This is a genomic window from Serratia symbiotica (assembly GCF_000821185.2).
Classification (GTDB): domain Bacteria; phylum Pseudomonadota; class Gammaproteobacteria; order Enterobacterales; family Enterobacteriaceae; genus Serratia; species Serratia symbiotica.
Genome location: NZ_CP050855.1, coordinates 2,595,834 through 2,620,758 on the forward strand (window position 1 = coordinate 2,595,834; position 24,925 = coordinate 2,620,758).

24 protein-coding genes and 3 pseudogenes are annotated in these 24,925 nt (G+C 43.5%); 10 read left to right on the forward strand and 17 right to left on the reverse strand.

The genetic code is table 11. From position 1 onward, the window contains the following. Nucleotides 1-9 precede the first annotated feature (9 nt). Genes sctT through SYMBAF_RS13050 form a run of 12 tightly spaced genes read right to left on the reverse strand, consistent with a single transcriptional unit; the run spans nt 10 to nt 11,529 of the window. Entirely contained in the window at nt 10-813 is an 804-nt protein-coding gene (gene sctT, locus SYMBAF_RS12995) for a type III secretion system export apparatus subunit SctT (protein WP_040267055.1), read from the reverse strand. After that, complete coding sequence (locus SYMBAF_RS13000) at nt 810-1,082, reverse strand: EscS/YscS/HrcS family type III secretion system export apparatus protein (protein WP_040267057.1); 273 nt, start codon at nt 1,080-1,082, stop codon at nt 810-812. The genes sctT and SYMBAF_RS13000 overlap by 4 nt, the downstream gene beginning before the upstream one ends. 12 nt (nt 1,083-1,094) lie before the next feature. Further along, nucleotides 1,095-1,754, reverse strand: coding sequence for an EscR/YscR/HrcR family type III secretion system export apparatus protein (locus SYMBAF_RS13005; RefSeq protein ID WP_173424359.1), 660 nt, complete (start codon nt 1,752-1,754; stop codon nt 1,095-1,097). A gap of 17 nt (nt 1,755-1,771) precedes the next feature. Next, nucleotides 1,772-2,704: a FliM/FliN family flagellar motor switch protein gene (locus SYMBAF_RS13010; RefSeq protein ID WP_040267059.1), complete on the reverse strand. Its 933-nt coding sequence runs from the start codon at nt 2,702-2,704 to the stop codon at nt 1,772-1,774. Between the two features lie 2 nt (nt 2,705-2,706). Next, on the reverse strand, nt 2,707-3,807 hold the full coding sequence (locus tag SYMBAF_RS13015) for a hypothetical protein (protein ID WP_040267061.1): 1,101 nt from the start codon (nt 3,805-3,807) through the stop codon (nt 2,707-2,709). Beyond that, nucleotides 3,779-4,234 carry a hypothetical protein gene (locus tag SYMBAF_RS13020; RefSeq protein WP_040267062.1) on the reverse strand — a complete coding sequence of 152 codons (456 nt, stop codon included), beginning with the start codon at nt 4,232-4,234 and terminating at the stop codon, nt 3,779-3,781. Before SYMBAF_RS13020 ends, SYMBAF_RS13015 begins: the two co-directional genes overlap by 29 nt. Continuing rightward, nucleotides 4,234-5,526, reverse strand: coding sequence for a type III secretion system ATPase SctN (gene sctN / locus SYMBAF_RS13025; RefSeq protein WP_040267065.1), 1,293 nt, complete (start codon nt 5,524-5,526; stop codon nt 4,234-4,236). Before sctN ends, SYMBAF_RS13020 begins: the two co-directional genes overlap by 1 nt. Nucleotides 5,527-5,529: 3 nt before the next feature. Next, nucleotides 5,530-5,937, reverse strand: coding sequence for an InvB/SpaK family type III secretion system chaperone (locus SYMBAF_RS13030; RefSeq protein WP_040267067.1), 408 nt, complete (start codon nt 5,935-5,937; stop codon nt 5,530-5,532). Between the two features lie 11 nt (nt 5,938-5,948). After that, nucleotides 5,949-8,009 (reverse strand): EscV/YscV/HrcV family type III secretion system export apparatus protein, encoded by a 2,061-nt coding sequence (locus SYMBAF_RS13035; protein WP_040267068.1) that lies wholly within the window; start codon nt 8,007-8,009, stop codon nt 5,949-5,951. Nucleotides 8,010-8,016: 7 nt separating this feature from the next. Beyond that, the gene (sctW, locus tag SYMBAF_RS13040; RefSeq protein ID WP_040267070.1) at nt 8,017-9,114 is read right to left on the reverse strand and encodes a type III secretion system gatekeeper subunit SctW; all 1,098 of its coding nucleotides are present in this window, start codon (nt 9,112-9,114) and stop codon (nt 8,017-8,019) included. Then, entirely contained in the window at nt 9,105-10,778 is a 1,674-nt protein-coding gene (gene sctC, locus SYMBAF_RS13045; RefSeq protein WP_040267072.1) for a type III secretion system outer membrane ring subunit SctC, read from the reverse strand. The genes sctW and sctC overlap by 10 nt, the downstream gene beginning before the upstream one ends. Next, complete coding sequence (locus SYMBAF_RS13050) at nt 10,768-11,529, reverse strand: helix-turn-helix domain-containing protein (RefSeq protein ID WP_040267073.1); 762 nt, start codon at nt 11,527-11,529, stop codon at nt 10,768-10,770. The genes sctC and SYMBAF_RS13050 overlap by 11 nt, the downstream gene beginning before the upstream one ends. Nucleotides 11,530-11,761: 232 nt before the next feature. Here SYMBAF_RS13050 and SYMBAF_RS13055 point away from each other — a divergent pair, with 232 nt between their 5' ends. The 9 genes and pseudogenes from SYMBAF_RS13055 to SYMBAF_RS13095 all read left to right on the forward strand — a co-directional run bounded on the left by SYMBAF_RS13055 (nt 11,762) and on the right by SYMBAF_RS13095 (nt 17,555). Further along, nucleotides 11,762-12,955: a PrgH/EprH family type III secretion apparatus protein gene (locus tag SYMBAF_RS13055; RefSeq protein WP_237162878.1), complete on the forward strand. Its 1,194-nt coding sequence runs from the start codon at nt 11,762-11,764 to the stop codon at nt 12,953-12,955. A 33-nt stretch (nt 12,956-12,988) separates the two neighbouring features. Continuing rightward, entirely contained in the window at nt 12,989-13,294 is a 306-nt protein-coding gene (locus tag SYMBAF_RS13060; RefSeq protein WP_040267074.1) for an EscF/YscF/HrpA family type III secretion system needle major subunit, read from the forward strand. Between the two features lie 201 nt (nt 13,295-13,495). Beyond that, nucleotides 13,496-13,798: a type III secretion system inner rod subunit SctI gene (gene sctI, locus SYMBAF_RS13065; protein ID WP_040267075.1), complete on the forward strand. Its 303-nt coding sequence runs from the start codon at nt 13,496-13,498 to the stop codon at nt 13,796-13,798. A gap of 2 nt (nt 13,799-13,800) precedes the next feature. Continuing rightward, nucleotides 13,801-14,562, forward strand: coding sequence for a type III secretion system inner membrane ring lipoprotein SctJ (gene sctJ, locus SYMBAF_RS13070; protein ID WP_040267076.1), 762 nt, complete (start codon nt 13,801-13,803; stop codon nt 14,560-14,562). After that, entirely contained in the window at nt 14,546-15,094 is a 549-nt protein-coding gene (locus SYMBAF_RS13075) for a hypothetical protein (protein ID WP_226020256.1), read from the forward strand. The genes sctJ and SYMBAF_RS13075 overlap by 17 nt, the downstream gene beginning before the upstream one ends. Continuing rightward, the gene (locus SYMBAF_RS13080; RefSeq protein WP_237162880.1) at nt 15,078-15,800 is read left to right on the forward strand and encodes an HrpE/YscL family type III secretion apparatus protein; all 723 of its coding nucleotides are present in this window, start codon (nt 15,078-15,080) and stop codon (nt 15,798-15,800) included. The genes SYMBAF_RS13075 and SYMBAF_RS13080 overlap by 17 nt, the downstream gene beginning before the upstream one ends. After that, complete coding sequence (locus SYMBAF_RS13085; RefSeq protein ID WP_040267080.1) at nt 15,766-16,242, forward strand: hypothetical protein; 477 nt, start codon at nt 15,766-15,768, stop codon at nt 16,240-16,242. The genes SYMBAF_RS13080 and SYMBAF_RS13085 overlap by 35 nt, the downstream gene beginning before the upstream one ends. Beyond that, nucleotides 16,199-16,726 (forward strand): lytic transglycosylase domain-containing protein, encoded by a 528-nt coding sequence (locus SYMBAF_RS13090; protein ID WP_237162882.1) that lies wholly within the window; start codon nt 16,199-16,201, stop codon nt 16,724-16,726. Before SYMBAF_RS13085 ends, SYMBAF_RS13090 begins: the two co-directional genes overlap by 44 nt. 55 nt (nt 16,727-16,781) lie before the next feature. Continuing rightward, nucleotides 16,782-17,555: pseudogene (locus tag SYMBAF_RS13095) on the forward strand (helix-turn-helix domain-containing protein). A 221-nt stretch (nt 17,556-17,776) separates the two neighbouring features. Here the strand turns inward: SYMBAF_RS13095 and SYMBAF_RS13100 are convergent. The 3 genes and pseudogenes from SYMBAF_RS13100 to SYMBAF_RS13110 form a co-directional block, all read right to left on the reverse strand. After that, the gene (locus SYMBAF_RS13100) at nt 17,777-18,208 is read right to left on the reverse strand and encodes a hypothetical protein (protein WP_052447864.1); all 432 of its coding nucleotides are present in this window, start codon (nt 18,206-18,208) and stop codon (nt 17,777-17,779) included. A 6-nt stretch (nt 18,209-18,214) separates the two neighbouring features. After that, nucleotides 18,215-18,694 (reverse strand): winged helix-turn-helix domain-containing protein, encoded by a 480-nt coding sequence (locus SYMBAF_RS13105; protein ID WP_040267135.1) that lies wholly within the window; start codon nt 18,692-18,694, stop codon nt 18,215-18,217. A gap of 1,593 nt (nt 18,695-20,287) precedes the next feature. Further along, a pseudogene (locus SYMBAF_RS13110) lies at nt 20,288-21,154 on the reverse strand (IS110 family RNA-guided transposase); the annotation flags it as partial. A gap of 66 nt (nt 21,155-21,220) precedes the next feature. Between SYMBAF_RS13110 and SYMBAF_RS13115 the strand changes: the two are divergent. Beyond that, a protein-coding gene (locus tag SYMBAF_RS13115) for an IS3 family transposase (protein ID WP_152609001.1) occupies nt 21,221-22,389 on the forward strand; the annotation gives its coding sequence in 2 pieces (ribosomal slippage) (nt 21,221-21,470 and nt 21,470-22,389; 1,170 coding nt in all). 8 nt (nt 22,390-22,397) lie between these two features. Here the strand turns inward: SYMBAF_RS13115 and SYMBAF_RS17870 are convergent. Beyond that, nucleotides 22,398-22,646: pseudogene (locus tag SYMBAF_RS17870) on the reverse strand (hypothetical protein); the annotation flags it as partial. A gap of 40 nt (nt 22,647-22,686) precedes the next feature. After that, nucleotides 22,687-24,921 carry a DEAD/DEAH box helicase gene (locus SYMBAF_RS13120; protein WP_185899906.1) on the reverse strand — a complete coding sequence of 745 codons (2,235 nt, stop codon included), beginning with the start codon at nt 24,919-24,921 and terminating at the stop codon, nt 22,687-22,689. Nucleotides 24,922-24,925 lie beyond the last annotated feature (4 nt).

Here is a 24,925-nt window from a genome sequence, read left to right on the forward strand (position 1 = left end):
TTATCTCCATTACAAATGTTGTTGAGGCGCGAAAATATCGTACAGCGGATCTATTGAAACCATATTAACCAAAATTGAGGGGACTTCATTCTGGAAATAGAGTAAGAGAACGCTAAATGCAATGATGGATTTTATCGTCAGCGATAAGGAAAAGGCATTCAACTGGGGGCAAAATCGTGAATACAGACCTAACGCAACCTCTGTGATAAATAAGGTGATAAGAATGGGGGCTGCCAGTATGATGCCACGTGTCACCAGTTGGTTTAGCCAATTCCCCAAAGGCAGGCTGTTAAAATGAGAAAAACCTGCGGCAAACGGCAACAGCCGATAACTGTCCGCAAGGATCTGTACCAACATGTGCATACCTCCTTGCGCCAGGAATATCATGACCAATATGTGGTTGAGCAATACCGAAAGTTCCGAAGACTCAATGCCGTTAGCTGGATCGATAGTATCGCTAATCGTTGCCCCTCGCTGGTTATCGATAAGTTCGCCAATAATATTGGCAATCAAAAAAGGCAAGCTGAGAATAAAAGCCAATACCAGACCAATGGTAAATTCATAGAGTAATGCTTCGACAAGCCCAATGTCCAGGGGAGCGCTAGTACGTGAAGAAAAAAAAGGCCAAAGTCCGAGGACGATAAAAATTGCTATACAATTCTTAATAATCCCGTTATTAAGTAATTTTGTACTGAGAAACGGTAAAAAAAAGAAAACAGGCGCAACGCGCATCCAGCCCAGTGCCAAGGTCATCAGACCAGATTGAAAAGCAAGGTAACAGGAAAAATAGAAAGACTGTACTTCAGAGGTCATCCGAGGATCCCAGTCGGTGCGAGAGCAATAGCTAGCACTTCCTTAGTATAACTAATCACTTTATCCGCCAACCAGCCAGATGTCATAAATAATGTACCAAACACCGCCAGTAGCTTGATACCAAATGGCAAGGTCTGTTCCTGAAGCTGTGTGACCGTTTGAATTAAGCCAACCAATAATCCCACAATGGTTGCCGTCAACACAGGGATTGCCGACAGTACTACGATGAGTAACATGGCTTTATTACTGGCATAAATTATTTCATCCATCAATGAGTTCCTCTACTGATGCTGTGCCAGTTCCATATATTGCATTATCAATCCTTTGGAAATTAGCGACCATCCGTCTATCGCCACGAATAAAATCAGTTTCACCGGCACGGAGATAGTCACCGGACTCATCATCATCATGCCTAATGCTAACAGAATGCTGGAGATAATTAGGTCAATGACCACGAACGGCAGATAAATGTAAAATCCTATTTGGAATGCCGATTTGACTTCACTTAAGGCATAAGCGGGCAGTAAAGAGAATAGTGTTGGCTCACGTTCATCTTTCGCGGTTTCTTCTTCGCTGCGCCCCTGTTGTAGCGACTCAAAAAAGGTGAGTAAGTCTGAGTCAGAGTATTTCTTCAGATATGATTTATAGCCCCCCAGTCCCCCATCAACAAATTTCTCCACCGAATCGGCATGACTAAAATCAACGTGCTCATGGCGCATATATTGATGCACATCCTGGATGACAGGCATCATAACAAACAGTGAAAGCAAGAACGCTATCCCATTAAGTGCAAGGGTGGAAGGAACCTGCTGCACCCCCATGGCGTTGCGTACCATCACCAGCACGATCGATATTTTAAGATAGCAAGTACCGGCTGCAATGATAAAAGGCAGTAACGTGGAAAAGGCTACAATCGCCAGTAAAGGAACGTCACCCGGTATCGTTGGCATCGTGCTTATCACCCCAACTGTCCTTTGCATGCAAGGCGCGTGATCTCAAGGCCCAATTCCCCTTCTTCACCAATATAAATAAGCTCCCCTTCCGCCACTAACTGCTTATTGGCATATACCTTGACCTCGCGCTCTTTATCCGCGCCGATGGAGTACGTCGCCCCAGGCTGAATGTACGCCAATTCAGATAGCGGGATATCGCTGTGACCCAGCACAAAGGTCAGTTGCACGCTAATGTTAGCCAAATCGAAAGGAGCCAGTGCCTCTTGCGGAATATCATCATGCAAATTGGCAGGAACCTCTTCCTTTTGGACAGGGTTTTCAATCATCTCTTCCACCATTAATAGTCCTTCTTGTTTTTTTTGGAAACACGCTATCTGGCGTCCGGCAACCGTCAAACACAACTGCAATTGCTGAATACGTAACACGTCATGTAATGCGATTGAGCGCAAAAGAGAGGCACTGATATGGCTGTTCCCTAATACCCAATCGATCCGCTGTGTTATGTTCGCCCAAAGCGGATTTGGTGGGGGCCTGACTGATAGCTGATTAAGTGGTGATGCCATCAGCACAGTCCCCAATGCCGGTTCATCCAGCGTTAACCATGGCTGACCATCATTAATTCCCATGACAATCTGCGGATTGTCAATGCGATAATGACCAGCAAAAAAAGTCTTACCCTGATTTTCCATGGTGAAAATATCGGTAATAGCCAGATCGTCTAAGCCCTGCCAAGCACAGTTGACCAACTCAGGGTAGGTAAAACGGCACCAGCTATCAGCCGGAATTAACGCACGAATTTTTTCTGTTGCACTGACCAGCCATAGCTGAAAATAGCGATCTGCACCGCGTGGGATGGTGATGTACCGTTCCGGGTGATACCGTTGTTGCCAGCGTGTCACCTCGGCCTGTCGCGCACTAATTCTGCGGATATTGAGCATGATTATGCTTCTTCCTGATCCGATGATTGTCGTTTCTCGCGATGCTGACGTTCACGGAAGTGCAACTCACTCTCCGTCATCAGCCAATGCTGACTCTCCAAAAGCGCCTGTTGAACTTCAGCACTATCGGTCATGGCGATGAGACTGTCAGATGCGGATAATTCAAATGTCACCGTTGGGCTATTACGCCATTGACTAAAGGTATAACTCAGCGTGCGTCCCCCCGTCATATGTGCCTTTGGCCCCTCGGCCAGGGTCGATTCTGACAGAGCCGTCGGCAACGCCTGTGCGTAACTGAATACGGCGTGTTCAGGTGTGATGCTGTTTTCTGCCACAGAACTCACCGTCTGCGCGACCAGTAGCGGAGGCATTATGTCGGAGGCTTTATGCTGTCCAACATGCACCATCCACGTTGATTCGTCGCTTAACCTCGCGGGAGTCAGTAATGGGTCTGTAGGTATTACCTGGGTTTCCCCTTTGCTGTCCAAAACGAGGCCATTAATAGATACCATAGGTAGCAAAACGTCTGCAGAAAACATTACTACCGCTTTATCGGCTGTTGCAAAGGCGGCAGAAAGCAAGGAGCTTTCCCTGTCAGTACCTAACACTGAAGGTTCACATGCGATCTCCCGGACTCCATTATCCCGCTTTAACCTGCCAGGCTCTGCCGACAACAGTTCTCTTGGCATAGAACCGCTTTGCGCGGTTGCATCAGCATGAGATGGGAAAGCGTTGCTCAGTCGTTGATGCCTTGCACTTGCTTTTTCCAATACGGGGGACATGTCTAACAACGCGACTGTTACCAGAGGCAAAGCCTCTTGCATCCCCTCAAGTGCCATATCCCCAAGTTCACTCAAGCAGGCACCAGGTGGCATGCCGTCCAACGTTATCATTGGCAGTGCTAACGGCACAGGCGTGCACGCTTCTGCGCGTTTCTTGCGTAGTTTCTCAACCAACAGATTTGCCGCTTCTCGCGCCTCCTGAAGCGCTGTGGACACAACCTGCGAATTATCTTTATATTTCAGCGCAGGTCGGTAAGGCTGGTGAGGTTCATCTATTTGATGATCAGGAGCACTACTGTGTATCGGGTTTATTGCCAGCATAGATGGACAACTCCTCAAAATCGTTTTGTTGCTGTATTTCCGATTTTAAGCACTGTTTGATACGTAGCTGCTTCAGATAAATTCGGAATTTTTCACACCTGTTATTCGTTTCGCGTAAGCGGCGTTGTAACTGGTTCTGTTTGCAAACAAGTAGCTGTAGCTCCACTTGTAAATTCTCTAGTTGAAAATACAAACGGGCAATTTCGGCCAGCACCCCCGCTTTATGGCGTTGACGTTCAAAAAAAGACGTACGCGTGAACTCTGCTGGCTGCTCATAGAGTCCACTTTGCGTTTTCATCACCTGAATGCGTGCCTGAACGTCAAGCTGTTGCTGCTGTAGCTCATTCATGGTGCGATGCAGCACACTTTTCTCACGCACCAGGCGTTCCAAACGCCGCTCCACCAAGCTCAGCAAGTTCTTTATCATCAGGCTGTCAACGCCTTAAGTTGGCTAAGCGTATCAGCGAAATCCGTGGAAGAATCCATCGACTGACGTAAGAAAGCCTCGATCGCCTCTTTTCTTTCCAATGCACGGTCGTTCTCCGCGTTTTCACCATGCTGATACTCGCCAAGATCGAGATACAGTTGTATTTGCGCCAGACGCCCCAGCATGTCGCGCATCTGCGCTGCAGCTTGCCGGTGTGGCGGCGTGGTCACGCGTGAAAATACACGACTAACGCTGTTTAAAACATCAATGGCCGGATAATGACCACGTCCTGCCAGCTTGGCGCTGAGATAAATATGCCCGTCCAAAATTGAGCGGATCTCATCCCCAATGGGGTCTGCTTCCTCCTCACTCTCAAGCAGAACAGTATAAAATGCGGTTATCGAACCCTGTCGCAGTGCCCCCGGACGTTCCAGTAATTGTGGCAATTGTTCAAAAACGGAAGCGGGATATCCACGTCGGGCAGGCAATTCACCGGCGGCCAACGCCACATCGCGCAGCGCACGCGCGTAGCGGGTCATTGAATCAACAAATAGCAGGACATCGCGCCCAAGATCCCGAAAATATTCCGCCATCGCCGTAGCCAGCAAGGCAGCATTACAGCGTTCAACTGCCGGGCTGTCTGATGTGGAATAAACCAAAATAGTCTGGCTACTGCGTGGCGAAGCGCGTAATTCATGAATAAACTCCGTCACCTCACGGCCTCGTTCGCCGATCAAGGCAATCACACAAATATCTGCCTTCGCGTGATTCATAATCATACTCATTAGAGAAGTTTTACCGCTGCCTGCTGCTGAGAAAATTCCCATACGTTGCCCTTTACCACAGGTGAGCAGCCCATCGATTGCGTTTACGCCGGTCGTCAAAGGTTCGCAAACTGGGCTGCGCAGGCTGACACTTGCGGCTGGACTATCCACTCGCCGTAAAACAGCCTGATGGGGTTGAAATTCTGTGGTCTGATGTGTCAGCACGCCTATTTTTTCACCAGCAGCATTGAAGATCTTGCCAGCCAGGTGTTCACCCATCTCGAAGACAAATGGCTGCCCATCAGGGCGGATCACCACTTCACGCGTGAGACCTTGTGATCGTCCAATCAAGCTGAGAAGAGTCTGCCCTTCCCGAAACCCAACCACTACAGCTCTGGCAATCACTTCGGGTTGGCACAGAGAACGTTCAATCTGACAGATTTCACCAATAAATACCCCATGGAGAGGGGCCTCTATCAGGCAACCATGAATCCGTTTTGGGTGCGCACAGCTATCAAAAAGTTTCATGGCTCAGACGGAAAATAAAGTTCTTAGCTGATTGCAACGCTCATAAAACTCTTCCAGCATGCCAGCAAACATCGGTTGGTAGGTGAGGGCCTCCTCTTTCATCACTGCAGAAAGCACGAGCGTGCTATCAACAACATTCAACGCAGGCTGTCCAGCCATAAAGTACCTAGGAGAATAGGTAATTAGCTGATTCAACAAGCTAGCGCTTACCGCCTCAACATAGGACGGATTGTAATCAGCGATGTTGCTCCAGATAATAATATCGTTGGTCGCCAGATCAATGTTAATTGGCGGACACGATTCAAGATCCAGTTGAATGGTTGAATGACAATCCAACTGGCTATTAATTAAATCATCACGTCCATAAGCGCTCAAGAAATCATTCAGAGCTTCTAAAAAACGATATTTCATACTAATATCCCCTAGATTGTTTTAATAACATTGACTTTAACCATTTCGGATACTTCATTAAATGAGAGCACTTCCAATTCAGGGAAACGGATTTCGATTATTTTCTTTACAAAACGACGAATATCAACTGGAACCAGGACACTGACATCGCGAAGAGAGAAAGATAAGGTTTCTAATGCCAGCGCAAAGGCTTGGATGATGTCATCACTTTTCTCAGGTTCCAAATGTAAATAAGTCCCCCCAGCTGCTTGGCGAATACTCTGGCGGATCATATCTTCATATTGTGCGTTAATCATCAGCACATTCAGACGCCCATCTACAGCAAAGCGCGATGAAATATAGCGTGCCATGGCACCACGGACATATTCAACCAACATCATGCCATCCTTTTCTTTCGGCACCCACTGTACCAAGGTCTCCAGGATCAGCTTCATGTTGCGGATTGAAATCTTTTCCATTAATAAACGTTGGAAAACTTCAGTAATTTTCTGTACCGTTACGTGGCGATAGCATTCTCTTAATAACTCTGGGTATTTCTTTTCCAAATCGTCCAACAGATTTTTTGTTTCTTGAATACCGAAAAACTCATTAATATGACGCAGCAATAAAGTGCCGACACAATCGATAATTTCGGTCATATCATCACGCACCAAGATACCTAATTGTTTCACTTCCTCGGCATTATTTTCTTTGACCCAAGTGGTAACCGCACCTTGTTCATCACTAAAACTAATAAGGTTTAACCCCAGACACTCCAACTCATCATTAGGAGTAATAAGGCGAAAACCGCCAAAAAAAATACTGTAATCACCGGCACATACTTCGTTAATCAGTATAATAATTGTATTATCTGGCACCACCGGAGAGTAATTTATGGCAATATCTGGAATACGATAACCATAATTTATAAATATATCTTTCATAATACGAGAAAGAAATTTCCCTTCTTCTAAACGGCGCTTATGTACCTGGCTGACTGAAATAATAATTGGCAAAGTTTCCGGTATGTATTCCATCTCGCCGTGTTGATTTTCGCGCAGCATTTCACCTTCAGCCACCTCAGTTTCACTCTGCCTCTCCTCGGAAAGGAGCCGTTTATCCTTGCGTTTTTTGTAAGTACGATACCATAACAAGGCTAGCATCAACCCGGCCAAAAATAAGAAGATAATCGTCGGGAAACCGGGTAAAAATCCTATGGCGCAAACAATGATCGCCGTTATCAGAATAGTAAAATCGTTGGTAAAAAGTTCTGCAACAATATTTTCACCTAGGTTTTTATCATTACCGCCGACACGAGTTACAATCAACCCCGCACTGATAGAAATCAGCAACGCCGGGATTTGCGCCACTAACCCATCACCGATCGTCAACAAGGTATAAGTATGCAGCGCAGTAGATATATTCATACCCAATTGTGCCATACCAACAGCGATGCCACCAATAAGGTTAACGATGATGATAATGATCCCGGCGATGGCATCGCCTTTGATAAACTTCATCGCCCCATCAAAAGAGCCAAATAGCTGACTCTCGTTTTCTATATCGCGGCGTTTTTCTTTTACCACTGCTTCATCTATTAACCCCGCTCGCAGATCGGCATCAATACTCATCTGTTTGCCCGGCATAGCATCCAGCGAGAAACGCGCAGCTACCTCTGCGATACGTTCTGAACCTTTAGTAATAACAATAAACTGCACTATGGTCACGATAGAGAACACCACCATACCAACCACTAAATTGTCCTGGATAACAAACTGGCCAAATGTATTAATTATCTCACCGGCATCTGCTTCCAGCAGGATAAGTCGGCTTGTACTTATCGATAGCGCCAGGCGAAATAGCGTCGTGATAAGCAAAATTGCCGGAAAAGACTGGAAATTTAGCACCCGAGTTATATAGAAAGACCCCATGAAGATAAGAACTGAAACCATAATATTCAGTCCTATCAAAAGATCGACTAAAATAGTCGGTAATGGTATAATCAGCATAGCAATGATCATTACCATAATAATCAAAAGCATCAACTCTGGCCGATTACGCATGCCTAACAGTAACCCAGTGACTTTACTCATGAATCGCTTAATTCCCTTCACTTAATTTCCGGCGAGCAATTTCAAGCTCTTGCACCAGAACATGTCCCATATATTCTTTTAATTCATTAATCAAGCTATCTCGACCTTCTGGCGAGAGAAAAATGCCTGTTGGTAATGTAGAAAATGCCACAATCAAAATCTGTAAAAACCGGGCACATCTATCAATACTAAGTACACTCAGGTGTTCTGAGAAAAATACCAGAAGATAATCGTTAAAGCTTTTATGGCTTCGGATGCCGCGAGTAAATAACTTGCTGAACGCCTTCTCGCCGGATTGGTTAATAAAATCAAACCCAGCATGTTGAAAATGTTGCCTGAACACCCTTTCTACCGATTGCGTTTCCCGTAATCGACTGATGCGATTGAAGAAATGGCTAAATTCATTGATATTGGAATGGCCTAATGGCAATACCTGCAGGTCATAGGCCAACGCACGCGTCAGAAAACGCAGGATATTCTCATGTTCATGAGGGGCCTGCTCTTCAGCCCATTGTTCATACAAATAAACAACCGGGCCATCATGGCGAAGAAACTCTCGATACAGCATGCGCAGATTGCCAGCCGTACGTTGTGTTTTTTGCGCAAAAGCCTTTGCCACCAGGGCAATATTGATCCCAGCTTCTGCGCTACGATCGAGATCTTCTGCCTGGAGCTGCTTTTGTAATTCCTTTAGTCTTTCAAGCTGCTTTTCATTCAGCCGCCTACGCTGAATCAGCGCCGCCAATACCATTAATATATCACTGGGATCGGCAAAGAACTGCAGTAAACAGGCCCTTATTTGCCGAGGGTTCATCAGCTGCTGACTGAGTGCATCTTCAACGTGGAGAATTTTTTCGTCGGCCTGACTGTCAAGGATGCGTTCTGCAAACTTCATCCACTCTTCTTGAGCATTGGCCTGCGAGCCACGGCGGCGCACATGGCTGGCGGCGAGCATAGCCATGGAAGCATATTCATTGTTGTTATTGATAACACCTTGCCCTTGTGCAACTTTGTCAGAATCATCCTCTGCTTTTGCCGCTGGAGCACTTTTATCGCGTTGTCCTACAATAAAGCGTGCACTGCCTCCCACGGGTATTATTGCCATGGCTGGCTCACATATTTCTGTAGAAATTGAATGGTACTGTGTAACCGAATATCGTGCGTGGTTAACCGATCGCTGTCAGAGAACTGACGACCATCCCAGGCCTCGTTTTCATCCAACAAGCGAGGCTGAATCAAAAATATGCGGATCATTTTTTGTTGATTATTCGATCGAAACTTAAACAGGTTGCCTAATACGGGTATGTCACTGAGAAACGGGATGCGGCTTTCATTGATTTCAGTCTGATCGCGAGTATATCCACCTATCAGAAGACTGCTATTCTTTGCAATCCGCGCGACGGTGTTAATACTAGTGCGATTCACCTGCGGTAACCCCCCGACGTCAGCGGTATTGCCACTGCTATCACGGCTCAGTCCCCCGTCTTCAATATTGACCTCCATTTCAACGCTTCTGCTGGCGGAAACACGTGGTAACACACTGATCATCGTGCCATAGGTCACCTTTTCCAGAGATGCCACCCTTTCACCTTGCAGGCGCGCGTAGAAACTGGTGTTGTTGTCAAACAGCGCCGGAACATTCTCCTGGGTCAAAATCACCGGACGTGAGACGATCCGTGCGCTGCCGTTTTTGCTGATAGCATTGATCTGAGCAAGGAACTTGGTGCTATCTGTAAGTGTGCTGCGATTAAAGGTCACCTTACCACCACCCGTATCCCAATTTCCGCTCTCCCAACGCACACCAAGATCATCTAATTTGACGCGTACCACGTCAATGATCCATAAGGAAAGCTCTACCTGTCGTCGGCTGTCATCCAGTGCGTTCACTAATTGGCGAACATAACGAATTTGTTCCGGGCTACCTTTCACCACCAAGCTATTACTATCGGGATAGGCAACTAAGGAGAAGTTTTTATTGTGATCTACTGAAGCTTTGCTACCGCCTAATGATGGCGGTTTGGGAAACCCATCCTCAATAGGGTAGGCGTTCCCCTCTTTAGAATGTATTTTAAGGACATCGTCCCCCTGTGTGCCGCTATTTTTAAATAGTGCGTTGATTGACGATAACATCCCAGGGATAGTGATATTCTGACCCCGCTGATTGTAGGTACGATCTGTCACTGAAGAGTGCCTCAATGGGATAACCGCCACTTCGCCGCCGGTCAGTTCTTGCTGTTGAGTACGCTCGTCAAGATAGGAGGCTGCCGCACTAATCAGTTCCACATAGAGAGGAGGCCCCGCCACAAAAAGCAGATGACTATCCCCCTGAGAACGTACGGTGAAACGGCTGTCATAAATCCCAGTTTTTCTTATATAATCGAGGACTTGTGAGCTATCCGCAGCTTGGGTTCTTACAATTGTGCTGCGCATTTCACTGTTGTCATAAACATAGATCCCTGCACCATCATCGTACCAAACCAGTGCTATTCGCCGCGTTAATGCTTTAAACATCATATCGGCATTCGCCAGATTAAAGTTACCTGTAACCCGCTTTTGCGCCGCAGATTTGCTAAGAATGATGGGTTTCTCCAGCCTTTCTGATAGCACGTCAAACAACTTGCCAACCATGATATTATTAGCGACAAAAGAGTCGTTGATTTTTTCCTGTTCAACAGGAAGTGATGCTAACATTTCCGCACCGGTATTGTTAATATTCACCACCAGTGCAAGCAGAAAAAACCACATCACACTTCTGCGGTTAGCCTTCATATAAAATTTTCTCCAAACGCCTTATTTCTGATGGTGTCAAGCCTATCTCATTTTTTAAAGTAGTAGTGAAATGTGCTGCCGAGTAATAGCCAGAATCTATACTGACATCGAGCACTGAACACTCACTCTCGATGAGTTTTAAAATGGCAGATGCCAGACGTATATCCATAAGCTTTTTCTTGGCTGTTCCTTTAAAATTTTCTCGATACAATTGCCTAAAGTAGGGAGCAGATAAGCCATAACGTTGACTCAGATGATTGATGCTTAACTTCTCTTTATCCCCAATTTGGGTAGATGAAAGTAAGAAACGCATAATTCCATAAGGTTCACACTTGCGCAATATATTGCACCAATCCGAGAAAACTGGATAACTATGCAAAATAAGATCAACCAAAATATAATGTAGCGACGATTTCTGAATGATTTCATCAGGCAGATTAACAACATCTTGCCATACGTGCCTCGTCGTTACCTTTTTGTCTAGGTCATACAGTAATGATTGCCCCATAGCGGCATCAATTGTTGCCAGAATTTCTGTGAACCGCGAAAGTGGCATACATTGTATAGTCCAATATTTCTTATCCGCTACTATCGAATTCATATCAGGGCAAATGATTATTGATGATCGATTAGTAACGATCTCTTTTCCAGAAATTGTAGAACAAGAAGACAACACATGTTTTTCGCTAGTATTTATTGCAAGAACCAGATCATGATGTAAGGATAAACACTGTATCGGATCAACGAACATAGCCGTACTACATTTTGAAGTCACCGTTGTTTTCCTCATATTCAGTACGCTTATGCTAATTTAGACACGAAAAATAGTGCAGGATTATCTCGCCATAGGATATGGAAACATTCGGAATAATTTATACTGCTAGGAAATACCACCAGTAAAAATTAATAAGAAAAATTCCAATGAAAGCCGTTACCTATAAACCCATAATTCTCATTAATGTCAAACAGTTGAGACCCGCTTCATGAAGGACGCCGATAAACTTATTTGCATAATGAAAGTGGCAAGTGGCAATTTGAGCGGCAGCGAATTGATGCTCAAAGTTGATGCTCACCGCATCATTACAGGCCCAGAGTATGCCTTTTGCAGTGAAACTGATGACAATGGCTTCACCACCTATTATTTACCCAGCGAACTGTGCAGATATGAATTGGCGATCATTTCAAGTAATGCTGCCACCTCCAGGGAGTGCGGCAGTAGTGATGATAAGTTGTTTTTAGCAGTCAGTGGCGATCTTCCAAAAACAACGCTGCCCATTAACTTTCAGGAACTGATGCTTTCCGATCATTTCCCTATAATTATCAAGCCATTAAATGGGAATTGGAATATTCCTGAATCTCCGGTCTGCCAGAGTATACACGCAAAGGGTGTCAAAGATTTGCCAATAAAGACACCTGCTTTGGCAGGGCTGAAAACCAAACTTGCCTATGTGGCAGGAATAACATTGCTGGTGTTGACCGTGGTCTGGTTAGGAATAAATTACGACAGCAACGTGCGCAAAGTTAAAACTTTGCAAAGCCTACTGCAAGGAAGCAGTTCCCCGTTGACGGTCACCACAGGTGGAAATGGCAAAAGCCTGGTGTTAGTACAAACACAGCGGGACGTCGATTGGAGTACCCAACGTTTACTACAGCAACATTATTCCGAACCCGTCGCCATAAAGAAAATCAGCACACTTGAAGCAGAGATAGAAGCCCGATTAGATAATTTACTACCCAACCTATTGAAAGTAGATCTCTCTCGGCCCGATCAGCCGATTGTTCGGCTGTTAAGAGGAAACTATTCTAATCCAGATAAAGAACTTATTCAAAAGATACTGAACCAGTCTCTTCTCAGCTATTCACATGTCATTGTAGAGGTTTATACGCCAGAGGAATTATTGCAAAGGGTTGAGCAAGGGCTGGCGGAAAGTAATGTCCCATGGCGCAGGGTAAATAAGAAGAATACTTCTATATTTATTATCAATGCCAGCATGAATGATAAACAAACTATTTCAGTTATTGATTTTGCTGAAAGATTTGCTAAAAAATGGGGGGTAAGAAGCGTTCAATTCTCAGTATCTTTGGCAACCAACCCTCTAGTGGGGAGATCGTTTGTGCAAAACTCAAACGGTTATGTTCTACTGGATAACAATCATTGGTTATTCAATACGCTTTAGTTCTAAACCATCATCAACAGAAAAGGTAACGCTATGCCCATATCAGGAATTAACTCAAACGGTAATTGGACAACATCTGAGTACGAGAAAGTTGATACTGCATCAACAAATAATTGGGGCATGATGTACCGCAATGGGAGTTTACTCAATGCCCGTGTTGAGACATTGGCTAATGAGCTTAAAAATGCGCTTGAAGATGCTAATAATGAGATGGATAACCCAATCGTATTGGCAAAGATTTCTGCACTCAATGGTCATTATAACAGCGCACGTCAGGCACAGAGTAACGTGATGAAATCCATCAAGGATACTTCACAAGCTATTATACGTAATATGTAAACCAACCATCACAGAATGTTATACACCCTAAATAATTCGAGTTGCAGGCTGAACCTCAGGGATGAGGTTTGTTAATCCCTAGGAACTTACACCAGTTAGTGACTGGAGTGAGCGAGGAAAGCTGAGGAAAGCTAATGGACATGCAACTTAAAGTATGACCGGTATATATGTGCAACATTCTATGATTAACAAGGAGATATCATGCCAGCATTTATTAATTTTTCTCCCATCATACATTCCGTTGTCAACAACGACGAAATAATGACAGGTGACAACTACGGAATTGAAGATCGGGTTAGGAACCTTTTTTCAACCTATACCGCTGCTGCTACCCAGGAAAAAACCAATATCATCAACCAGCTAAAGTATGGCGATGCGACTAACCCGGCGGTGCTATTAGAACTACAGAACCGCGTCGGCAATTACAGTCTTGCCATTAATATGGTCAGTACTTTGACTCATCGAGGTGCATCCGCTATTGATAGTGTATTAAAAGCACAGTAAAAATGAAAAATATTAAGAAAATATTTATCTTTTTTTCCCTCTTGGTACTAAGTGGCTGTGATAACAAAATGTTGCTTAGTGCACTCAACCAACGGCAATGTAATGAAGTATTGGCTATTTTGCAGGAAAATGGCATAGAAGGAGTGCGCCAGGAAAATGGCAAGCAAGGCCAATCAATTCAGGTAGCGCGCCGCGATTTTGTCACCGCTGTCGATCTGTTGCGTCAATATAATCTGCCATCAAAAGAACCGGTGGAAATCATCCAGGCATTCCCTGGGGATTCTCTTGTCGCTTCTCCGCAGGCGGAGCGTGCGCGCTTACTTTCGTTGATAGAACAGCGTTTGCAGCAGTCCCTACTGACCATTCCCGGCATAATCAACGCACGGGTTCATGTTAGCTACCCACTGAGTAGCGATAACCGCGTAAAACAACCTCAACAGGTTTCAAGCCTGGTGACCTACGCAGGTGATGAATCCCCCAAACTTCTCATGAATAAAATAAAATTATTTCTGACCAACAGTTTTGCGGACACCAATTTTGATAATGTTTCCGTGGTAGTGGTTGAACGGCCACCGTTGCAGCACCATGTCACAGAAGAATCAGGTATGTCTCACATGACGACGCTGCTCATTTCTATTACTGTTACATTGCTATTGGTAGCCGTTATTGCGCTGTTCCTATTATGGCGTCAACTTCAGCAGAAGCGTTCTGAAATACCCCCCGCAGCCAGTGAAGAGAAAAATGACGATGGCATTGGTCAATAAGTCAACTTTCTTCGCTCATCAGAAAATCCTGTTAGAACCGGGAAGTTACTTTCACAGAGAGCACAGTGGAATTGATTATCTTTCGCTCCCCCTTGCATTACAGCATGCACACAATCGGCGCTTGCTGGCGCAGTATCAACTGCCACTGTCGGATGCACGAACGCCAAAGTTACCCGACGTTATGATTGAACAATGGGTGGATTTGCCCAAAATAGCTTGGATTCTAGGCGTCTATTTGCTTCCCGCTCCATTACCCTGGTGGGTTGAAAATACCCGCTATGCCACTTTGCATCAGCAGGTTGCTGGCAGAATCAAACCGATGCCAGATTGGGAAATTATATCACCACAAACGTTGTTGGCAGCAGGTGCTGCACAACTCATTGCCTGCTTAACTTCAATTAGTCCGGTTTATAGCCTACGGCTCAAATATATGTTTCGTCCGGCAATTCAGTGTTTAATGAAAACGCCAGTTGAGGTTGTTTTACCCTGGAACCTGATCGAAGGAGCTTGCCACTATGTCAAACATACCTGAACCAGATATTATGCAAACTGCCCAAGAAAAGGTGCTAATCAAACATCAGGCGATAAAAGCGAGCCGCTACCACAAGCAGTTGATAAACTCGGCCAAGAAACAAGTGGCAAAATATTGTCAACAGGCTCAATCCGAAGCGCAAGCGATACGACAAATGGCCTACGAGCAAGGCTACCAGGACGGGGTGCGACAATTAATGGCCGATATGCTCCAGGGGATAGAATTAAGCCAACGCCAATATCAACAGGCGCTTGCACACAGCCAGACTCAATTACATACGATACTGATAGAATTATTCAACGATCCCAGAATGTATGAAATCATCAGTCATCATTTTATCAATCTACAACTCGACGCGCCGCAAATAACAATGCATGTGCCAACGGGTTTAATGAATAGACTTAAGCCGATCCTCACGGAAATTCAGCACATTACCGTGCGTAGTGGGGCAGAGGATGGTATCGCTATGGAGACGGGCGATGAAATTCTACATTTCTCACCAACCAATGCAGCACAGCGCATGTTACCTAAATTATTACCTATGCCATTACGATGCAAGATCCTTGGAGCAAGAAATGCTTGTTATCAGAAGATTGCAGAATTAGCCAACCTAACAGGAAATACAGATGACACTTCCTCTACTTCATTCCGTCCTGAAGACATTAGTAACAATGTCAACCAATCTGCCACTAAACAACAGCAATGACGTCGAGCATCGGGTTACACAAGCGTGGCAAAGCAGAACAGACTCCATAGGAGAAAATCAAAAAACAGAGGAAATTACATCTATGGGTGAAAGCGTTGATCTGTCAGAAGCAGAGAAGAAAACCATCGAAGATTTCATTGAACGCCTTCTCACCACACAAAGTAAAAGAGAAACTTACGTACTACTTAATCATAAGTTAAGCAGCCTATCTGGAGAATCACGCGAAAAATTTATTGCTGGCTTGATCCAGGAGCTTAAAAACGCAGACTCACCGGAGGTTGAAGCACTGCTTAAAGAGAAGTTCAATCCCGCTTATTCTATGTATATAGCATCAGGAATGATGGTAGCCCAGTTAAATGAGCACTCCCTAGAAAACTTTGGCCAGGTAATCAGTGAAGATGATGATGATGATGATGATGATGATGAATCTAACGAGATCTAATTATTTACATTCGATTATCGAATTTTATCTGGCGATCACTTTTACTTTCTCTTGTGCTACAGCCTGTTCGTCATGTTTATCGAACGCAGCCATGCGCTGGGATGTACCTGAAAGTATTCTTGAGGCCATTATCCTTCAAGAATCAGGTTGGGATCCTGATGTATGCAACATTAACAACAATGGCAGCCAAGACTCTGGGCTGATGCAAATAAACTCAGTGAATATTAATTTGCTAAAATCTGCCGGGATTATCAGTGATGAACGTTTGTTGATGCAGCCTTGTACCAACATTGAGGCTGGTGCCTATTTACTCAGCCTTAAATTCAAGAAATATGGTTACACTTGGCGTGCTGTCGGGGCATATCACTCAGAAACAGCTCATCATGGGAAAAAGTATGCCGATAATATTATGAAAATAGTTCACACAAAGAAAAATTTCTTTCGTCAGAAAGACTTGATATCGCCAGTTCCTCAGCAGGAATAACCTCCACAAATAAAATGTGTGATTCATAGACATCTTTTCACTATAATGACTCACCATGAACAGGGAAATTCAGCAGCGGCTACAGTGGGTAAAATGCTATGAAACGTCAGGTGATGCGGGATTCGTATGCCGTCGCGGCGGCATTTCTCGCCCCACATTGCGTAAATGGTGGCGCAGATATCTGTTTCAGGGTATCGCTGGTCTGGAAAGCCATAGCTGCCGCCCTAAACGCTCACCATCAGCGAAATCCGGCGCTGGCGAAATCGCTCTGATTCTGGAGTTACGTTCACGGCGAAATCTGGGTGCAAGGCGGATTCAGAGCGAGTTAAAACGACTTCATTCAATTTCACTGGCAATAGCAACGATCCACAAAGTTCTTTGCCAGAATCAGGTTAAACCTGTTGTTAAATTCCGGCATAAAGCTGATTTCATTCGCGACGAACGCCCTGTTCCCGGTGATCGGGTATCAGATGGATACCTGTAAAATTGGCCCCGGCTGGAAAGATTGAAAGAATACGGTATCAAGTTTCGTCCAAATAAACCAGCTTCGCCCCATCTTAATGGCAAAGTTGAACGTTCCCAAAAGACAGAAAAAGCTGAGTTTTACGCTACCCTAGACCTCTCAGCTACTGACCTGGAGGAACTGCTGGCAGAATGGCCGCATAGCGCTCACATCGGTAAAACGCCAATGGAGCGCTACTTCGAACTTGTTGAGCAAACGCCATACTCTGATGCCGTTCACGCAAACTATCAGCCCAGTGAAGAACACATACAGGAACAGAATTACAAGTTTGAACTTGAGCTGAGAAAATTGAAACAATGCCTATGAATCACACAAATAAAAATTATTCCTGCTTGTGTTTTGCTGGCTTACTAGCGCACAAAAAAGACTCCAACCGCTTAGGATTGAGGTTAGAAGGACAGTATGGCTACCTCTTATCGCCCACACCTATCTGCAAGTAACGTTTTCAGCGTGAGAAGCGGTAGTGTTTTTCCTCAATAATGACTTTATTTATGCCTGCTTTTCCAGCTTTAACTGACAGTAAAGAGTTAGGATGCATCAACAGTAAGTATCAGCGGCTCATCGGACTGGTAGGAAATCGGTATTATTTTATCGCTCATCATAATTAAATCCCCGTTATTCTCGATCCTTGCACTTATATTGAGTTTTCTGGTAAGAAAGGTGGCATCTTTAGGTAAAGACACGCGAAAAGGTATAGTATGGCTTGACTTCTTTACCGATATATTGTATTCGAGGAGGGTAAACTCTTGTTCACCAACTGATTTATTCTGCGTGATTGATATAGTAGCTATTGAATTTATAGGAATATCCCCTTTCTTAGCATATATTTTTCCCTCAAGATAATACTCTTCCCCTTTCTTGGTATCATTAGCAAGATGAGTGCATCCGCATAAAAAAAAGTTCAGAATTAGCATGCTACTACTAAGTTTCAAAAAACGTTTGATGTTAATAATATTCATTTATTATTACTCGATAATATATAAGTATAGACAAAGTGCACTAATCACCAGGCTTAAAGTAAGAATGGTGAAATTGTACACTGATTTTTCCATATACCAGAAACCATTGATTTTTTCTTCGTTCGATACGCTACTGCTTGAGACTGTGATGCAATTCGTACCAACGTATGTAATACCTATTCTAGGTAATGTTTTTATCAAATTGCCATCGAGATTGGCTTGCTCGAAAGAGATGCGTAACTGGCGAACCAACTTATAATAGCTGCTTTCTGTGACAATCAAGCCGCGTTTTTCCCAGACTTCATGCATGATCTCCCGTTTATTGTTGCATGTTCTGGTCAATAGCATTTTCAAAAGGCATACTTCGTTTTCAGATAGTGTGACAATTGTCTGTGTTTGATCCTGGGCAAGAGTGCGTTTTAACGGATCAAAAACAACTCCATTGGATAAAAGAATAGCGTCCAATGTCTCTTCATTATTAGCCATAACTTTCCGCATAAAGATATTTTCTCCTAATATTGTTACCAAAGGTGCAAAGTGGGTTTCCCGCTAGTGGGTGGCTCCATTTACGCATGAGAACTCATTGTCCTCCGTCTCAGTAGCTCGAACCCGGCGATAAACCGTACATCTGACGTTTCAGCATATTCAGGCGATTTGCCTCTCCTTCGGCAATTCCCTTATTCCATTTGCTGGTTATGGCCTCAGTTGCTGCATGTGTATCAGTTCACCCCGTCAAAGACGACGCCTTGAAATTCAGGCAGGGCACGTTCCACTGCGCGACTGAATCATTTGATCCAACTATTTCTTATATTTCAGCTCCGACATGCGGTAGCATGCCCAAAGCAAGTTACCACGCGGCTTTTATCCGGGGTTATTTTCACTCATAAGTTTGACGAACCGGATTGTATCTCACCATTTTGCTACCGACATCTTTAACAGTTGCCCCAATGCCACCAACCCCTGCTTCCACCATTTCTTTCCATAAGCGATTGGCGGTTATCCCAGCCAGCCTAATGAGCCAAGAAGCCCAGCTTTTGATGGTCTGCCTGCTATTCCATGACTGTTATCAACGACGAACAGTATGCAGATATTCCCCGAATTTCATGCCAATTTTGATGAATATGCAAGACTTCTTCCCTGCATGTGTAGCGTTTCTCTCTCCACGCTACATCTCTTTATCACCCGATGAGGATAAAATGTCAATTCAAGTAATATTTACTTTATCTTTTAGTATCATGATATTACGATCATCGTGCCATAGCTATGACCACGATACCAACCTGACGTTCCAGCTCTGGTGACTGTACGATCACTACGAAGCGAAGCAGAGTATCTGCACTGGTTGCGTAAGCAGCATGCATACCGCTTCACCATCGATCCTTGAATCCAAATCCAACGCCTGAAATCTGATCCAGGAGTTAATCTGTTCTCCTTGCTGTTGCAGCATTAAATGGATCACAAATATCCCAATAGATACCCCAACAAAGGCTAAACGAACAATAAAAACTCATCATTAATATATCAGAAGCATAATCTTTTGATCAATAACAAATTTTGTCATAACTCATACTTGTCGAGCTTATATCTTTTTGATGTGGTATAATATATAAGTTGAAGTAACCGGCTAACGATACAACAAAAACCCCATGCTTGGAGTAGCGGTCACTCGATGTTAGGTGCACAGCATTACTAATCAAGACCTAAAGACCTTCCAACGCCACTTTTGCTATAACCCAGCATATACATCTGAGCATCGTTAATATGGCAATAAATGGGTTAGGACATAGGGCGAGATCCTGTGCGCATTTATTTAAATTAGACGATGATGATAATACCACTATATAAGATATTAAAGATTAAATTTACTAAATAAAAAAATAATCATTCTAACTATAACTGAACTCACCTTTCATTCAATGTCATTGAATCAGGTGTATATCCAAACAAACTCTTATTTTATCAATAATCGGTATTATAGTATCCAAGTCACTATTCCTAATCTTCTTTAAGTGGACTGACCCCACCCCACTAGACGGTGCTGAAATATATTTTGAGCATAGCAACTGTCTTCAAGCCCGATTACGAAGCATGTTGGTGATACAACGGATCCCATGCTTCATTATTTTTCAGCATTGCGTTCAGGATGGTCAGTAGTTTTCTGATGCAGGCGGTCAGTGCAACCTTTTTGGGTTTTCCAGCGGCAACGAGGCGTGTATAGAACTCTTTAATTACTGAGTTGTGCCTCGTCCCGACCAGGGCTGACATATAGAGAGCTGTTCGGACGGAGGCTCGCCCTCCGAATACCGTTCGGCGACCGCGCATCGTGCCGGAATCCCTGTTTATTGGAGCAACCCCAATAAGCGCACTAATTTCACGTCGTGATAACGTTCCAAGTTCCGGAACCTCAGCCAGCAGCACGGCAACAGTCGCTGCACCAACACCTTTAACGGCGCTCAATAATGCAGATAATTCACTGAAATTTTCCGAAATATAGGCTGACATTTCAGCTTCTACGCGAGCCATTTCACTTTTCAATACCGAAATTATAAATCTGATACTTTCATGATTCTGAGGATGCGATGGATGCAACCTGTTCCGCTCAGCTGTAAGCATGATCGTTAATTGTCGGCGTCTGACCACCATTGCTGCCAGCAACTGCCTGTGAACATCAGGTAAGGGACGAATATATTTTTCCCGCTCAGGATGCTGGTTAATAACTTTTGCCATTTGTAGCAGGACTCTGGCATCTATTTGGTCGGTCTTAGCCAGATAGCCCATTGCGCGGGCAAAATCTCGCGCCTGTCGGGGACTGATAACAACCACATCGAAACCTTCAGACTGAAGATAGCCAGCCACACCAGACTCAAGTCCCCCGGTGGCTTCCATCAGGATCAGTTGAGTTTCATTTCGCTTTAACTCTTTGAGTATCTGATTAATACCTGTAGTGGCACACTGAATTTGGCCACCTGAACAGAGGTGATATGCTCACCTCAGGACATTACAGGTGCTTCAATGAAAAAAAGAAATTTCAGTGCAGAGTTCAAACGCGAATCCGCTCAACTGGTCGTTGACCAGAACTACACCGTGGCAGATGCAGCCAGTGCTATGGATGTCGGCCTTTCCACAATGACGCGATGGGTGAAGCAGTTGCGTGATGAGCGGCAGGGAAAAATACCTAAAGCCTCTCCCATTACTCCTGAACAAATTGAAATACGTGAGCTGAGGAAAAAAATACAACGTATTGAAATGGAAAACGAAATATTAAAAAAGGCTACCGCGCTCTTGATGTCAGACTCCCTGAACAGTTCTCGATAATCGGGAAACTCAGAGCGCATTATCCGGTGGTCACACTCTGCCACGTGTTCGGGGTTCATCGCAGCAGCTACAAATACTGGAAAAACCGTCCTGAAAAACCAGATGGCAGACGAGCTGTATTACGCAGCCAGGTACTGGAACTGCATAGCGTCAGCCATGGCTCTGCTGGCGCAAGGAGTATCGCAACTATGGCAACCATGAAGGGCTTCAGGATGGGACGATGGCTCGCCGGCAGGCTCATGAAAGAGCTGGGGCTGGTCAGTTGTCAACAGCCCACTCATCGGTATAAATGCGGTGGCCTTGAACACATCGCTATCCCGAATCACCTTGAGCGGCAGTTCGCAGTGACAGAGCCTAATCAGGTGTGGTGTGGCGATGTGACCTATATCTGGACAGGCAGGCGCTGGGCCTACCTCGCCGTTGTTCTCGACCTGTTCGCGAGAAAACCGGTGGGCTGGGCAATGTCGTTCTCACCGGACAGCAGGCTGACCATCAAAGCGCTGGAGATGGCGTGGGAGGCCCGGGGAAAACCAGCCGGAGTGATGTTCCACAGCGATCAGGGCAGCCATTACACAAGCAGACAGTTCCGGCAGTCACTGTGGAGGTATCGGATCAGACAGAGTATGAGTCGGCGTGGAAACTGCTGGGATAATAGCCCAATGGAGCGCTTCTTCAGGAGTCTGAAGAACGAATGGGTACCGGTGACGGGTTACATAAACTTCAGCGATGCAGCCCACGCAATAACGGACTATATCGTTGGGTATTACAGCGCGCTCAGGCCGCATGAATATAACGGTGGGTTACCACCAAACGAATCGGAAAACCGATACTGGAAAAACTCTAACGCGGTGGCCAGTTTTAGTTGACCACTACAGTGGTCATCTCGCCAAGAACGAAGATCTCTTAAGAGGTAATTAATACGCTGGTTTCTCGCTTTACTATCCTCAGACTGGTATTGAATATACTGTGGTCCACCACCATTTTGTCTATACCTGGCTAATGATTTTACGCTGATGCCGAGATAAAGCGATGCTAACTCAACGTTGAGCGTTGCATCATCAGGCATATCACTAAATAGCCTCCATACCTCAGATAGCTCTCTTAATGTCTCAATAACGCTCATTAGTCATCCCCCTTTATCCAGTAAGATGTGCTGTTAAACTTTAAATATATTTGTCTAAAATTCTTAATTCTATATTGCTCAACTTATTTATTATTTCGTTCCTTCTTTTTTTGTATATTGATTGAACATCCTGATAACTCTCACAATTAAAAAATATAGTTGATATTTTTATTATTATCTCTCTTGGTATACCTGCATCACGCAGGATAATTTCATGATTATTATTCGTACCATACTCCAGAAGAGAAACAATGTAATCCAGACTTATATTCTTTGTCCCTTTCTCTCCTGCTACAAAATTGAATAGGTTCTCAAAAGCTTTTATATACCGGGGCCAAATGAATTCAAAGTACTTTGTTATTAGATCAAAGGTTAGCCTTATACGAGCATTTTCTTTTTCCCTTAAATATTTTAGAGTTCCAGAGTTTAGAAGAACGGGAAAAGAGGGTTGCTTATAAATATAATACTTAGTCAAATCCAATAATATTTTTTTCCCTATATCACCATCAAAATTCCTTCCACGATTGCTTTTAGTAAATAAGCAATCATAGATAATTGACAGAATACTTTCCAGCTTTTCAATGACAGGATATTGAGTGGAATAGTGATAATTAGCAAAATTAGCATCATTTCTCAAATGCTCTATCAACGTTATCTGACCGCTGATATCGACGAACTTATTATCCTTTAAAAGATTGAGTGGGATATTTAACCCACTTAGATACTCAACAAAACTTTTATATTTATTTCGAGAATCTTCACTTATATCACTCTCGCTTAACTGAACCAATGTTTCTATATCTGGATTACTACTATCCACAAACTCTATTTCTACATTAGTATCCTCATTAATATCCCTATCAACATGGTCGAAATAAAAAACTCTACCAAGAAAGTGTTGCATAAATCGGCCAGCCCGACCTTCAATATTTCTTCTATCGAGACTTTTTATTTGATTTCCATCTCCAATTTTTAGATCATAAAGAACGACATTTTTGGCAGTGGAGTTTACACCTTCAGTTAGCGATGTAGTGCAAAACAAATACTTAACGCCTTCTTCGTTATTTTTATTAAACTCATCTATAAGTAGATCTTGTATATGCCTCGGCATTGCACCATGATGAAAGGCAACACCTTTCTTTAAGCACTGAACCAATGACCAACTCTTAGAGATATTATTCTCCAGATAGTCGACGAGGCTTCTGTTGTATTCTTTATCATCTAAATCTTTTATGAATTTTTCAGCTAAACTTTCCACATATTGTTTTTGATATCTATATATCAAATATTTACCATCAATTTTATCATTTCCTGTTATTTTTTTAAGATTTTTATATTTATCACCAACGACACGAATATCAACCCCCTCGATAAGGTGTGAACCTCTCCGAGAAACAACATCAAGTTCATAATAATCTTTTTGGACTATTTCAATATCATACCTCAGCATCTTGATATTAAACTTACTTCTGAACTTTTCACTGAATGCGCTAATGTATGGACCAATCAAGTATAAGTCTGCACCGCTTTTTGTTAGTCTATATAATATATCAGCAAATACTTTATATCTATCATCATTTAGTTTATAGTCAGCCTTATAAATCTCATCCATTACAAAAAAGTCGACTCTCAAATTAATATTATCTTGCATTAAAACACTCATTCTTTCTGGCGTAAGAATAAGGATATATTCTTTTTTTTCCTCTATTTTTATTTTAGATGACTTTGACACTATATATCTATCAGAGAATTCATGCTTGAAATCATTATATGCTTCAGAAAGTAATGATACTGTCGGCATAATGATAACAACCATTTTGTATTCATTGTGAGAAATGATCTCTCTAATTATTCTAGTTTTCCCAAATGAAGTTGGAGCGCTTACAATCAATCGCCTACTCTTCTGAAACTCATTAAAAATCTCTTTTTGCGGTTTAGTTAGCGTTGTTTCAGACACCGAACTTGTATAGAAAGATTTCAAAAATATGTCTTGTGGAGAAATGTTTGGGTTATAACCGATATCACTATTCCCTAACATATCATCATATAAAAATATTCTCGATTTAATGATGCAATCGTGTAAAAGTTGTTGAACCATAGCATCTTCTAATTGAAGGTTTGCAATATGGCATATAGCTTTAATACACGAATTATAATTCTCAGTATGATCAAGGCGACGGTAAATATCGATTAGAAAATCTTCAACTAGATTGATTTTCTTGCCTTTTGAGTTTTTGATTTTATCTAATTCCATTTCAAAATTTTCAATACTCATAGCA